Origin of the sequence: Candidatus Thiodiazotropha sp. LNASS1 (assembly GCF_964212655.1) — a bacterium.
Lineage (GTDB): Bacteria > Pseudomonadota > Gammaproteobacteria > Chromatiales > Chromatiaceae > Thiodiazotropha.
On the sequence record NZ_OZ156465.1, the window covers coordinates 1,025,093 to 1,037,849 of the forward strand.

Here is a 12,757-nt window from a genome sequence, read left to right on the forward strand (position 1 = left end):
CTGAGTTGTGCTTTGTTTTACCAGAATATGCTAATTAACTGATCTGGATCATCACCCCTGTAGCCCGGCAAATCTATGATATTTAATCAGACAGCTCCTATCTGTGATTGAGTGTTTCTCAGGAGGGATCTCTCATGCCTCAAACCATCACCAATGACCACGATCTTCGAGAAGCCATCAGTGGACTTTCACCCGTAGAGCAGCGTGCTCTGGGTGGTCAGTTTGTTGCCAATGTTGGCCATTTGAGCCAAGACCCGCGTATCAGCCGCGCCATCGATGCGGCTATTGACCCGGATATTTCACCGGCGGAGCTGGAGCAGATCTATAAGACAGTGAAGGCATTTGCGACGCAAACCTACACCGCCTGCGGCAGTGATGCCGATTGGGCGGCACAGGCCGAGCATTTTGTCGCAGCGGCCGCGGCAGCCTCCCTCTCAAGCGATGATCAGAGCGGCGCCCGAGGGGCGTGGAAAGCGGCCATGCAGGCCCGAATGGCGAAAAATTGCGAGATGATTTTGAACGATGACGGCGGTGCCGCAAACGAGTCGACAAACCAGTATCAGATGGTTGGACGCTATCTCGAAGGGTTAGAACAGTAACATCGCCCGTAAAACGGATTCAGCGTTTACCATCCGACAGGGTGATTCCATCCAGTTCATCGATCAGCGAGTCACTGGTATGGGTGGCGCCCAGTTTGATCATCAAGCGTACATCATTGGCGGAATCGGCATGGGCCAAGGCATTCTCATAGCTGATGACACCCTCTTCATAGAGCTGAAAGAGATGCTGATCAAAGGTAATCATGCCGTGTTCCGTTGAACGCTTCATCAGCTCTTTGAGCTTGTGGATTTCGCCCTTGCGAATCAGTTCTGCGGCCAATGGGGTATTCAACATCACCTCGACGGCAGCCCGCCGACCATTACCGTCCACACGCGGGATCAGTTGCTGAGCCACGATTGCCTTCAGATTCAGGGAGAGATCCATGAAGATCTGATCTCTGGCATCCTCCGGGAAGAAGTGAATGATACGATCAAGCGCCTGATTGGCGTTGTTGGCATGCAAGGTCGACAGGCAGAGATGGCCGGTCTCGGCAAAGGCTATCGCGTGTTCCATGGTCTTACGGGTACGTATCTCACCGATCAGGATCACATCGGGCGCCTGGCGCAGGGTGTTCTTCAGCGCAATCTCATAGGACTCGGTATCTATGCCTACTTCGCGCTGGGTAATGATGCACTTGTCGTGATCATGCATATACTCGATGGGGTCCTCGATACTGACGATATGGCCCTCGCCCCTGGTATTCCGATAGCCGATCATGGCAGCCAGAGAGGTCGACTTGCCGGTACCGGTGGCGCCCACGAAGATCACCAGGCCACGCTTCACCATGGAGAGATCCTGCAGAATGGCGGGCAGGTAGAGTGACTCCAGGCTGGGTATCTTGGTTTCGATGCGACGTAACACCATGCCCACGGTATCGCGCTGATAAAAGCTGCTGACGCGGAAACGCCCCAGGCTTTTCGCACTGATGGCGAAATTGCACTCTCTGGTTTCGTCGAACTCCTTCTGTTGCGCATCGGTCATGATGCTGTAGACCATCTCCTTGGTCTCTCGGGGTGTCAGAGGGGTCTTGTTGATCGGATGGATCTTTCCATCCACCTTGATGGAGGGTTCCCGCCCGGCGGTTATGAACAGATCGGACGCCTTGTTTTTGACGACCACGGACAGGAGTGCGTTCAAATCCATAATCTTATCCTCTTCAGTCACATACCGACCTGTAGCAGCAAACAAATAAAGCTATCCATGGCATCAGGCAGCAACCGCTTTCAGGGCCAAACGGGCGCCATCATACACCCGGAAGATAACTATAGTTTAGAACTGATCCTTATTTTGTGCCTTGGCCTTGGCATCAAGACGGCTTACAACTCCGCGCTGCACCAACTCCTTCAGTGCCTGGTCCATGGTCTGCATACCCGCCGCCTGGCCGGTCTGAATCGCGGAATACATCTGGGCAACCTTGTCCTCACGGATCAGGTTACGTATCGCGGGTGTGCCGACCATGATCTCCCACGCCGCAATTCGTCCGCCGCCAATCTTTTTCAGCAGAGTTTGCGCAATAACGGATCGCAGCGATTCGGAGAGCATCGAGCGCACCATCGACTTCTCCCCCGCCGGAAATACGTCAATGATACGGTCGATGGTCTTGGCCGCCGAACTGGTGTGCAGGGTACCGAATACCAAGTGGCCGGTCTCGGCGGCAGTCAACGCCAGGCGGATGGTTTCCAGATCACGCAGCTCGCCGACCAGGATGATATCCGGATCTTCACGCAATGCGGAACGCAGCGCCTCGGAAAATCCCAGAGTGTCACGATGCACTTCGCGCTGGTTGATCAGGCACTTCTTACTGGAGTGAACAAACTCGATCGGATCCTCGATGGTGAGGATATGGGAGTAGTCATTGTCGTTCTTGTAATCCATCATGGCGGCAAGCGTGGTCGACTTACCGGAACCGGTCGGTCCGGTCACCAACACCAGTCCCCGGGGTACATCCACGATATCCTTGAAGGTTTGAGGACAACCGAGCTCTTCCAGCGTCAACACCTTGGATGGGATGGTGCGAAAAACAGCCGAGGCCCCGCGTGCCTGATTGAAGGCATTGACACGAAATCTCGCCAATCCGGGGATCTCGAAGGAAAAGTCGTTCTCAAGGAACTCCTCGAAGTCCTTGCGCTGTTTATCATTCATGATGTCATACACAAGCGCGTGCACGACCTTGTGTTCAAGTGCGGGGACATTGATGCGCCTGATGTCGCCATCCACACGAATCATGGGCGGCAAACCGGCAGATATATGCAAATCTGATGCGTTATGCTTGACACTGAAGGCCAGAAGTTCAGCGATATCCATTCATTCCCCCATTAGAAATCTTTAAGACACATGACGAGACGCTATATAGACACTGTAGCGATGTTCCGCGATGATGGCATCTAGGGCCTGTTAACACTAATCCAATCGACTCTGCTGGAGCTGTTTTTTTACCCAGCAAGGCAGAATGAGCGAGGTTTAGCCGTGCTAAATGAGCGAATGATAACGCCGCTGGGTGGAAAAACAGACCAGCCCTTCGGGTTGTGCCTGAAAATGCACCACTCGGCGTTGCTCGTCGCTCATTTGGAATCACCAAACTTCACTCCTCGCGCCTTGATTGGCGCATTTTCAGACACAACAGAGCCGATTGGATTAGTGTTAACAGGCCCTAACAATCCCTGGATTTGCGCTTTTCATAGCTATCGTCCTAAAAGTAGATTAGTTTAGCCGTGTTGAGGTTAAAAATTAAGAAAGCGCTTTAAAAATCCAGGGCGCTTTTACTTGAAATGACATTAACCAGGCCTCATTTTGCAAGATAGTATCAAATTCAACCGAACAGCCAGGCCATTCGCACAATTTTAATGACGTATCAAGCGTGACAGATCAGACACACAACAGCCTCCAGCAGCACTATCAAAGGGTGTTGAATCGGATTCATCAAGCGGAAACGGCAGCAAAACGAACACCGGGTAGCGTTAAGCTACTCGCTGTCAGTAAGACCAGAAGTGCCGAAGAGATCGGATTGCTGGCGGATCTCGGGCATCAATGCTTCGGAGAGAACTATCTTCAGGAGGCGCTGACAAAGATCGAGCAGTTACGAGACAAAGGGCTGGAATGGCATTTTATCGGTCGTATTCAGAGCAACAAAACCCGAGCGATCGCGGAAAATTTCGCTTGGGTCCATAGTGTTGCAAGCCTGAAACACGCCACTCGATTGAGTGACCAGCGCCCCTCCGGTCTGCCGCCTTTGAATATCTGTCTTCAGGTCAATACCAGCGGCGAATCGAGCAAGGATGGTTACAGCGAGGAGACATTGAGAGAACAGTTCGAGGCCTATACCGCACTCCCCAATGTGCGCATCAGGGGTCTGATGACGATCCCCGCGCCCGCAGCCGATGAAGCCGCTAAACATACCCCCCTAAAGCGGTTAAGATTGCTGCGTGATGAGCTGAAGAGCGCGAAAATACCGCTGGACACCCTATCTATGGGTATGTCTGACGATCTCGAAGCCGCCATTGCCGAAGGGACTACAATCGTCAGAATCGGCACCGCAATTTTCGGCCCGCGGCAGTATAATCAATAACATTTGCACCCAATCAACATTAGTTAGCAGCAACGGTATGAGTAACAACAACATTACATTCATTGGTGGCGGCAACATGGCCACCAGCCTGATAAACGGCTTGATTGCAGACGGCTACGAGAAGCAGCGTATCACGGTCAGCGACCCCGACGCTGAGAAGCTCGCCCAGCTGGCTGCCCGTTGCGGCGTTCATACCCAATCAGACAATAACAGCGCTATCAGTAACGCCGAGGTGGTCGTATTGGCGGTCAAACCGCAAGTGCTTAAATCCGTGGCCCAGGACCTGGCAGCAGCCATACAGCAGGTCAAACCGCTGGTGATATCCATCGCGGCCGGCGTCAAGGAGTCCAGCTTGCGAAATTGGCTGGGAGGAGAAGTGGCCCTGGTACGCAGCATGCCGAACACCCCAGCCATGATTCAGTCCGGGGCGACAGGCCTTCATGCCGGCCCGGGGGTGAGCGAGGCACAGCGTAACCAGGCTGAAAGCATACTGCGGGCAGTGGGAGTCACACGCTGGGTTGAGGAGGAGTCGATGATGGACGCCGTCACAGCGGTCTCCGGCAGTGGCCCCGCCTACTTCTTTCTCATCATGGAGGCGATCGAGTCCTCCGCCCGGCAGATGGGTCTGGATGAGGATACGGCCCGCCTGCTCACCCTGCAGACGGCCTTGGGCGCCGCCCGTATGGCTCTGGAGAGCAGTGATTCACCTGCGGTCTTGAGACAAAAGGTCACCTCTCCGGGTGGTACGACAGAACGTGCTCTGGATATCCTCGAGGAGGGCAAGATACGAACCCTGATCGATATGGCCTTACATGGGGCTCAAGAGCGCTCAGTCGAGCTCTCAGAAATGCTGGGAGAGCAATAATGGGCGGCAGTTACCTTACCGATCCCGTCGTCTTTCTGATACAGACACTGTTCGGGCTCTACATCCTGGCAGTGTTGCTGCGCTTCCTGCTGCAGCTGGTAAGAGCGGATTTCTACAACCCGATTTCCCAATTTCTAGTGAAAGTGACCAACCCTCCATTGAAGATTTTTCGCCGCATAATTCCAGGTGTTGGCGGTATAGACCTCTCCTCACTCATACTCGCCTGGCTGCTTAAAGCCATCGAACTGTTTCTCATCATTAGTCTTGCCGGAACCGGCATCAACCTGATCGCCCCCTTCATCTGGGCCATCCCTGAGCTGGTGGAGTTATTCATCAATATCTATCTGTTTGGGATATTGATTCAGGTTATCCTCAGCTGGGTGAACCCAGGCAGCTATAACCCGGCCACGGCCTTGCTGTACAGCCTGACTGGTCCTCTGATGCGACCGGCACAGAAGATCCTTCCCCCGATGGGTGGCATCGATCTCTCGCCTATGCTGGTTATGATTGGCCTTATATTGCTGAAAATGCTGCTGTTGCCCCCACTCCGCCAGGTCGCGAGCAGTCCTTTTCTGTGACCTGGTATCGTTGGGATCAGAAGGATCTGATCCTCCATTTGCGTCTTCAGCCCAAGGCGTCTCGGGATGCCTTTATCGGCCCCTACGGTGAAAATGAGTATAAAATCGCCATCACGGCGCCACCCGTTGACGGTAAGGCTAACCGTCACTTGCTGAAGCTCCTCGCCAAGGCATTCGGTCTTCCCGCCTCCCGGGTCGAACTGATCGGCGGAAAAAGCTCCCGCAGCAAAACTGTACGGTTAAAGTCCCCCTCCCTACTGCCGATAAAATTTGAAGATTAGGCTAACCGCATATGGCGTCCCGGGCACTCCTCGCGTATTATGACGTTTAGCTGAAAAAGTTGATAAGAGTCTGTTCCGGCTTAAATTATTGGGGCAATGGCATGGAAAAGGTAAGATTTCAAGAACAGTTAAAGGCTTACGAACAGTGGAAGACGGATGTCATCAACACCATCGAGGAATATGGTCCCTGGCTGGAAGAGAACGGAATGTCCTCAGCCGATGTCGAGCAACGTATCGAAGAAACCTTGACCACCCTCAGGGGTGACAAGCTGACTATCGCCTTTGTCGCCGAATTCTCCCGTGGCAAAACCGAACTGATCAATGCCATCTTTTTTGCCGATTACGGCAGGCGCCTGCTCCCGTCCGATGCCGGCCGCACAACCATGTGCCCCACCGAGATCTTCTACGATGACGTGCGTCATGAAGCCTATGTGCGCCTGCTGCCTATCGAGACACGCCTGCAGGACAGTACACTGAGTCAGTTGCGGCACGATACCAAGCAGTGGGTCCACTACCCCCTGGAAATCGACTCGGTTGAACAGATGCAGGCCGCCCTGAATGAAGTCATCCAGACAAAAACGGTCACCCTGGAGGAAGCCAAGCATCTGGGTCTCTACAGTCAGGAGCTGCACCCCCATCAGGATAAGCCTCCGGAAACTGTAGAGATACCCAAATGGCGCCATGCCATGATCAGTTTCCCCCACGATATGCTGAAAAAGGGACTGACCATACTCGATACCCCCGGCTTGAACGCACTGGGAACAGAGCCAGAACTGACCTTGAACATGCTGCCTGCCGCCCAGGCGGTGCTTTTCGTACTTGGCGCCGATACAGGCGTGACCCGCAGTGACATGGAAATCTGGCAACACCACGTGAAGGGTTTCCAGAGTGGTCGCCAGCGTGGATTGATGGTGGTGCTGAACAAGATCGATACCTTGTGGGACGACCTGCGTGAGCATGAGGATATCCATGATGCCATCCGCAGCCAGCAAAGTGACACGGCCTCAATGTTGGGAGTGGAATCCAAAGCGGTCTTTCCCATCTCTGCACAAAAGGGACTGCTGGCCAAGATCAAAAATGAACCGGAGCTACTGGATAAGAGCGGGCTGCTGGATCTGGAAAACTATCTGGGCCAGGACGTGCTGAACATCAAACAACAGATTGTTCTCGACACCATCAGTTCCGATGTCGGTCAGATGCTGGACAACAGTCGCAGTATGCTGTCGGGCAAACTTAACGAGACAAAATATCAACTCGAAGAACTGGAGGAGTTGAGTGACAAGAGTGACGATGTCATCAACAACCTGATGGAAAAGACCCGCAGCGAACAGGCCCAGTACCTGCGCGATGTGGACACATTCCAACAGAGTCGCAAGCAACTTAAACAGCAGGCTGACCTGTTGTCAGAGATTCTCAGTCTCAATCAACTCGATGAAACCATCACCAAATGCAGAAAGGAGATGACCAACAGCTGGACCACAAGCGGCATGAAGACCTCAATGAAAAATCTCTTTGAGGAGACACGCCGCACCATGCTCCAAGTGGTCACACAAAGTGAACAGACCCGAAAGCTGATCCGCGCCATCTATCGTAAATTTCAAAACGAACATGGCTTTGCCGTCGTGCAACCGAAGATGTTCTCAATTGTAAAATACCGGGTTGAACTGGAACTGCTGCATCAGGAGGCAGAGATCTTTCGCAATAGCCCGGTTACTGCCATGATGGAACAGAACTTTGTCGTTAAACGCTTCTTCTCCGCACTTGTAAAACGTGCACGCGACATCTTCCAGCGTGCCGACAAAGAGATCAATCAATGGATCGTGAGCGCCCTCGAGCCCCTGGTGATGCAGATAAAGGATCACAAGGAGATGATGGAGAAACGTCTCAACAACCTGCAGAAGATTGGACAGTCACGCAATACCCTGCAATACCGCATCCTCGAGTTGCAGGAGCAATATACAGAACTGGCTCGCCAGTTAACTTCCTTGCGCAACATGTCCAACCGGATCAGTAACAACCGTCCACTGCATCACAGTCAACGCCAGAAACCCAAACTGGTAAAGCAGAATGTCTCCTGAGGACAAACGCTGCGGAAAACCATGATGTAGATTCTTATGATTCGCAGTCACCATGCTGTTTTACGTAAGGATATACTTTTTGGAAGTGGTTGCGCTGGATTGAATTGAGCTGTGCGGGTCACTGATTCAAGACCTTTACCTGCATAATCACCGGCCACTTCACCCATGCACACTGATCGACTACACTGTGACTACAACAAAGACCGGCCACCCAGGCCGGCATCATATCAGGAGGGGTTTGTTTATGTTTTTTACCAGAAAAGTTTTTGTTTTCCTTTCATTTTTTCTTGTGACCGCCACCGGCTGGGCGGAAAACAGCACCGCGATACCCGGATTCACCATTCACCACAATGCCATCCCCAGCGCCTCACTGGAGCCCTCAATCGCGAGGCAATATGGCATTCAGCGGAGTAAATACCGGGGTATGTTGAACGTCAGTGTCATCAAGTCCGTAGAGGGAACAACAGGTGAATCCTCAGAAGCCGTTGTATTGGCCAAGGCCAACAATATACGCGGACAATTGATCAGTATTCCGATGCGAAAAATCACCGAAGACGATGCTGTCTACTACATTGGAGAGTTCCGTATCGCCGACCAGGAGAAACTCAACTTTGAGATCCAGGTTCAACCAAAAGGTGAAACCCGCTACTACACGGCAAAGTTGTCACAGGAGTTTTTCATCGACTAATCTCAATCGACTGGCTTTGTTGGATTCTCCTGATAAGGGCTGAGTGTTTTTGACCCGGTGACCATATTCGTCGTGTTGATAACGCAGTCCGAGCGGGAGACCGGTTCGATACTGTCACAAGGCCCTCGCAAGGGTTACAATTCCAAACAGAATGACAATGAATCCGGCGGCTCGCCTGACACGGATATCCTTGAACCACCGTGCAAGGCTGCCCGCCAATATACCCATGACGAAGAGATTGGGCAGGGTACCGAGTCCGAAGGCAAGCATCAGCCCCGCCCCTTTCGCCACACTCCCGGCCGACACCGTCCACACCAGCATGCTGTACACCAATCCGCAGGGAATCCAACCCCATACCAATCCCAGAATCCAAGCCTGACCAGGTGACTTTACAGGTAATAATTTACGGGCGAAGGGTTCAATCTTCGTCCATAACAGGTTTCCCGCACGCTCGATTCTGGCTAACCCTGTCCACCATCCACCCAGATAGAGACCAAGCAGGATCATAAAAGCACCCGCAATCACCAACAACACCCGTTGTGCGACATAGACAGGCACTGCCTGTGTCAACAAAACACCCAATCCGCCCATGATAGCGCCGGCGGCCACATAGCTGGTGATACGTCCAAGGTTATAGCCCAACTGATAGGGAAAGGTATTGAGCAAGCGGCTCTGCACCGAGGCGGGAAGACCAAAAGTGAGTGCGCCAACAATTCCCCCGCACATACCGACACAGTGCCCGCCACCAAGCAATCCAACTACAAAAGCGGCCAGATAACTGCTTTGTTCAATCATTCACACATCCTCAGCGGCAGTTTATTGCATAGTGGATTATCAAGTGACCGCTCCTTCATGATCGGGCAACTGGCTAGGAGGCAGATGGTGCATTGCCAGCAGAATCAGGATCAATACAGGTATACCCATAGACGCGGTTATGAGAAAGAAATTCACATAACCCAAACCGTCGACCATAACACCGGAAAAACCACCGACAAACTTAGGCAGCAAAAGCATTACCGAGCTGAAAAGTGCGTATTGAGTGGCCGAGTAGGATACGTTGGTAAGGCTGGATAGATAGGCCACAAATGCCGAAGTAGCAAGACCGGCACTGAGATTGTCCGCTGATATCACCAGCGTCAGCATGGCCAGGTTATGACCAATGCCGGCCAACCATGCAAACAGCAGATTGGTGGATGCGGCCAAAATACCTCCCAATAACAGGATACGCATCACCCCCACCCGGGTCACCATCGTTCCCCCAAGGACCGCTCCAAGCAGGGTCATGATCACCCCGAGCAGATTGGCTACGACCGCAACCTCACGTTTACTGAATCCCAGATCGACATAAAAGACATTAGATATCACCCCCAATACCACGTCCGAGATCCGGTAGGTGGCGATCAAGGCCAGGATCAGGATTGCATGCCAACGATAGCGCCGGATAAAATCGGCGAACGGACTGATCACCGCACCGTAGAACCACTCGCTGAAGGCGCGAAACAGCCCCGGCAGCCATTCTTGACGTTCAATGATGCTGTCTACCGCCGCCTCCTGCTCCAGGGTTGCCCTGGTTGGATGGACATCGGGTTCCCGGATCACTAAAACAGTGACCACTCCCACCAGCATCAAGGCCGCCATGCTTAGATAGGCGACCATCCATGCGTTGAGATAGTAGCCGCTTTCAGTCGGGCTTGCCCATTGTGCGATCGCCAGGGCGCCACCCCCGCTCACAATCATCGCTATGCGGTATCCAATCATGTAGTTGGCGGCCATGACACCTTGCAATCTGACTGCCGCCCTCTCAATTCGATAGGCATCGATGACGATGTCCTGGGTCGCTGATGAGAAGGCCACCAACAGCGCCAATAAGGCAAAGCTGCGCAGTCCCTGCAGGGGATCGGAGAAAGCGAGTCCGCAGAGTCCGGAAATCACCGAGAGTTGCGCCAGCAACATCCAGGCACGGCGGCGTCCCAGCCTGGCAGTCAACCACGGGAGTTTCAGCCGATCGACCAGTGGCGCCCAAACCCATTTGAAACCGTATGCAAGCGCCACCCAACTGAGGAACCCAATGGTAGACCGCGCGATGCCCGCCTCTCTCAGCCAGTACGACAGGGTGCCGAAGACCAATAACAAGGGCAGTCCGGCGGAAAAGCCGAGAAACAACATACTGCGGGCTCCAGGCTGCCAATAGACCTTCAACGTCTTGAACCAGTCGGAAATCCTGCTGGCTGAATTCACGCACACCTCTGAAGCAAAAAGCGTCATTATAAGGGCCAATGGAGCCCAAGTCCCCTATCCCTTAGACAAAATGGCTCTACTCTCAATCAGGTGAATATCAATGGCAGGAATGCAGGCCGCAAATGGACGCGAATCACCGCAAAAAAACGCAATAAAACATACATTTTTTCAGAATCGAATCGTTCACTGTAATCAAAACCCCTTGATACGTAGTCGTAATCACAAAGAGAGTTGTGGCTACTGTGCAACAGACACATCATTGGCGTTAATTTTGCGGTGATTCGCGTCCATTTGCGGCTCCATCTTTTTTTCCGAATTCAAAGCATTCAATGCTGATCATATAAACTCGCATTTTGCTGAAAGCGTCCTCTCAAAAAGGGTACAATGCGCGATCGATTTTAATAGGTATTCTTAGATGCAGGATTATCAACGCGAATTTTTAAACTTTGCCCTCGATGTCGGTGTATTGCGATTCGGTGAGTTCACCCTGAAATCCGGGCGCGTCAGCCCATACTTTTTCAATGCCGGGCTATTCAACAGCGGTGCCAGCCTGGCCCGGCTCGGCCGCTATTATGCCCAGGCTATCGTCGATTCGGGCATAGCCTTCGATATACTCTACGGCCCGGCTTACAAGGGTATTCCGCTGGCGGCCGTGACCGCAGCGGCACTCTACGATCAGCACGACATCGACATCCCCTATGCCTTCAACCGTAAAGAGGCAAAGGATCACGGCGAAGGCGGTGTCATTGTCGGCCATGCGCTGGAAGGAAGAGTCTTGATTATCGACGATGTCATTTCCGCGGGCACCTCGGTCCGGGAATCCGTCGATATCATTCAATCTCTCCAGGCTATTCCCGCTGGCGTTGTAATCGCCCTCGACCGTCAGGAGCAGGGTCAGGGGGAGCAATCGGCCATCCAGGAGGTAGAGAGCGATTACGGCATGCCTGTCAGCGCCATTGTGCGGCTTGAGCAGTTGATCGAATATCTGCAAGAGAGTGATGATAGCAGAGAGTCGTTGCAGCGTATTATGGCCTATAGGGATCAATATGGCGTGATTTAAGTTGTAGCGACGCTATCGGCTGCCTCAGCCCAGAACCAATTTGGTTCCAATCAATAGGGTAACCACCTCAAATCCCCGTTTGATCCAGCGATTGCCCTTGGCGATGGAGAGGTGTGCTCCCAGGTAACCACCAAGCAGCGAACCGATGAGGAGTACCGGTATCCATGCCCAATGTATGTCGCCGAGGATACCGAGGGTGAGGGCGCCACTGCCGTTCCAAAAGACCCCGACCAGGACCAGTGTGTGGGCTACCGCCCGTCGATAGTCGAGACCGAACCAGCGTACCAGCCACAGGGTGACGAAGAGTCCCGTCCCCGATGTGAGAGAGCCATTCAGGATACCGATCAGAAACAACCCGGCTCCGCCGATCAGAAAACCGTTTCTATCCCTGTGGATCGCCTGATATTCGATGCCGAGCTTCGGACTCAGGTAGGAATAGATCCCCAGACCTAAGGTCAACACGCCCAGGGCGATTTCAGCATGCCTGTCCGCCACCTGGAGAATCAGGCTGGCGCCAATCACCACACCCGGCAACCCCGTGAACAGCATAAAAATCACAAACTGGCGTTCCAACCCACCCTCGCGCAGATGACGGACCGTAGCCCCTATGCCGAGGGCTACCGAGGCCACTTTATGTGTCGCGAGAGCCACCCCAAAGGGTAAACCGAGAAAGATCAGGGCCGGTAATTGAACCAGTCCGGCCCCACCTCCAGAGAAGGCTGAGAAGAGGTTAGCCAGAAGAGAAATCACGAAAAGGGTGAACTGTTCCACAAAGCAGCTATCTTATGATGTAAGCCACGAAGT

Annotated in this window: 13 protein-coding genes; 8 read left to right on the top strand and 5 right to left on the bottom strand. The window is 53.1% G+C overall.

Annotation, left to right across the window (positions count from 1 at the left end; all coding sequences use genetic code 11):
* Nucleotides 1-134 precede the first annotated feature (134 nt).
* A complete protein-coding gene (locus AB8516_RS04440) occupies nucleotides 135-599 on the top strand; it encodes a hypothetical protein (protein ID WP_369158468.1) in 465 nt (154 codons plus the stop codon).
* Between the two features lie 19 nt (nucleotides 600-618).
* On the opposite strand, the gene AB8516_RS04445 is transcribed toward AB8516_RS04440, so the two are convergent.
* Together AB8516_RS04445 and AB8516_RS04450 are read right to left on the bottom strand one after the other, a co-directional pair.
* A complete protein-coding gene (locus tag AB8516_RS04445; RefSeq protein ID WP_369158470.1) occupies nucleotides 619-1,743 on the bottom strand; it encodes a PilT/PilU family type 4a pilus ATPase in 1,125 nt (374 codons plus the stop codon).
* 126 nt (nucleotides 1,744-1,869) lie between these two features.
* Complete coding sequence (locus AB8516_RS04450; RefSeq protein ID WP_108289743.1) at nucleotides 1,870-2,904, bottom strand: type IV pilus twitching motility protein PilT; 1,035 nt, start codon at nucleotides 2,902-2,904, stop codon at nucleotides 1,870-1,872.
* A gap of 553 nt (nucleotides 2,905-3,457) precedes the next feature.
* Here AB8516_RS04450 and AB8516_RS04455 point away from each other — a divergent pair.
* The 6 genes from AB8516_RS04455 to AB8516_RS04480 all read left to right on the top strand — a co-directional run bounded on the left by AB8516_RS04455 (nucleotide 3,458) and on the right by AB8516_RS04480 (nucleotide 8,655).
* The gene (locus AB8516_RS04455) at nucleotides 3,458-4,165 is read left to right on the top strand and encodes a YggS family pyridoxal phosphate-dependent enzyme (RefSeq protein WP_369158473.1); all 708 of its coding nucleotides are present in this window, start codon (nucleotides 3,458-3,460) and stop codon (nucleotides 4,163-4,165) included.
* 37 nt (nucleotides 4,166-4,202) lie between these two features.
* Nucleotides 4,203-5,030 (top strand): pyrroline-5-carboxylate reductase, encoded by an 828-nt coding sequence (gene proC / locus AB8516_RS04460; RefSeq protein ID WP_108289745.1) that lies wholly within the window; start codon nucleotides 4,203-4,205, stop codon nucleotides 5,028-5,030.
* Nucleotides 5,030-5,608, top strand: a complete 579-nt coding sequence (locus AB8516_RS04465) for a YggT family protein (protein ID WP_369158476.1) — start codon at nucleotides 5,030-5,032, stop codon at nucleotides 5,606-5,608. Before proC ends, AB8516_RS04465 begins: the two co-directional genes overlap by 1 nt.
* Nucleotides 5,605-5,889, top strand: coding sequence for a DUF167 family protein (locus AB8516_RS04470; RefSeq protein ID WP_108289747.1), 285 nt, complete (start codon nucleotides 5,605-5,607; stop codon nucleotides 5,887-5,889). Before AB8516_RS04465 ends, AB8516_RS04470 begins: the two co-directional genes overlap by 4 nt.
* A 101-nt stretch (nucleotides 5,890-5,990) precedes the next feature.
* Nucleotides 5,991-7,967 (top strand): dynamin family protein, encoded by a 1,977-nt coding sequence (locus tag AB8516_RS04475; RefSeq protein ID WP_369158479.1) that lies wholly within the window; start codon nucleotides 5,991-5,993, stop codon nucleotides 7,965-7,967.
* A 244-nt stretch (nucleotides 7,968-8,211) separates the two neighbouring features.
* The gene (locus tag AB8516_RS04480; RefSeq protein WP_108289749.1) at nucleotides 8,212-8,655 is read left to right on the top strand and encodes a DUF4426 domain-containing protein; all 444 of its coding nucleotides are present in this window, start codon (nucleotides 8,212-8,214) and stop codon (nucleotides 8,653-8,655) included.
* Nucleotides 8,656-8,769: 114 nt separating this feature from the next.
* Here the strand turns inward: AB8516_RS04480 and AB8516_RS04485 are convergent, their stop codons facing one another.
* Nucleotides 8,770-9,450 carry a sulfite exporter TauE/SafE family protein gene (locus AB8516_RS04485; protein WP_108289750.1) on the bottom strand — a complete coding sequence of 227 codons (681 nt, stop codon included), beginning with the start codon at nucleotides 9,448-9,450 and terminating at the stop codon, nucleotides 8,770-8,772.
* A gap of 39 nt (nucleotides 9,451-9,489) precedes the next feature.
* On the bottom strand, nucleotides 9,490-10,893 hold the full coding sequence (locus AB8516_RS04490; RefSeq protein WP_369158482.1) for an AmpG family muropeptide MFS transporter: 1,404 nt from the start codon (nucleotides 10,891-10,893) through the stop codon (nucleotides 9,490-9,492).
* Between the two features lie 415 nt (nucleotides 10,894-11,308).
* On the opposite strand from AB8516_RS04490, the gene pyrE reads away from it, so the two are divergent.
* Complete coding sequence (gene pyrE, locus AB8516_RS04495; RefSeq protein WP_369158484.1) at nucleotides 11,309-11,953, top strand: orotate phosphoribosyltransferase; 645 nt, start codon at nucleotides 11,309-11,311, stop codon at nucleotides 11,951-11,953.
* Between the two features lie 24 nt (nucleotides 11,954-11,977).
* On the opposite strand, the gene AB8516_RS04500 is transcribed toward pyrE, so the two are convergent.
* On the bottom strand, nucleotides 11,978-12,724 hold the full coding sequence (locus tag AB8516_RS04500; RefSeq protein ID WP_108289753.1) for a sulfite exporter TauE/SafE family protein: 747 nt from the start codon (nucleotides 12,722-12,724) through the stop codon (nucleotides 11,978-11,980).
* Nucleotides 12,725-12,757 lie beyond the last annotated feature (33 nt).

Excerpts from the sequence above, each read along its gene's own strand:
- pyrE (WP_369158484.1), top strand. The coding sequence starts at position 11,309 with ATGCAGGATTATCAACGCGAATTTTTAAACTTTGCCCTCGATGTCGGT.
- AB8516_RS04440 (WP_369158468.1), top strand. The coding sequence starts at position 135 with ATGCCTCAAACCATCACCAATGACCACGATCTTCGAGAAGCCATCAGT.
- AB8516_RS04485 (WP_108289750.1), bottom strand. The coding sequence starts at position 9,450 with ATGATTGAACAAAGCAGTTATCTGGCCGCTTTTGTAGTTGGATTGCTT.
- AB8516_RS04465 (WP_369158476.1), top strand. The coding sequence starts at position 5,030 with ATGGGCGGCAGTTACCTTACCGATCCCGTCGTCTTTCTGATACAGACA.
- AB8516_RS04475 (WP_369158479.1), top strand. The coding sequence starts at position 5,991 with ATGGAAAAGGTAAGATTTCAAGAACAGTTAAAGGCTTACGAACAGTGG.
- AB8516_RS04480 (WP_108289749.1), top strand. The coding sequence starts at position 8,212 with ATGTTTTTTACCAGAAAAGTTTTTGTTTTCCTTTCATTTTTTCTTGTG.
- AB8516_RS04445 (WP_369158470.1), bottom strand. The coding sequence starts at position 1,743 with ATGGATTTGAACGCACTCCTGTCCGTGGTCGTCAAAAACAAGGCGTCC.
- proC (WP_108289745.1), top strand. The coding sequence starts at position 4,203 with ATGAGTAACAACAACATTACATTCATTGGTGGCGGCAACATGGCCACC.
- AB8516_RS04450 (WP_108289743.1), bottom strand. The coding sequence starts at position 2,904 with ATGGATATCGCTGAACTTCTGGCCTTCAGTGTCAAGCATAACGCATCA.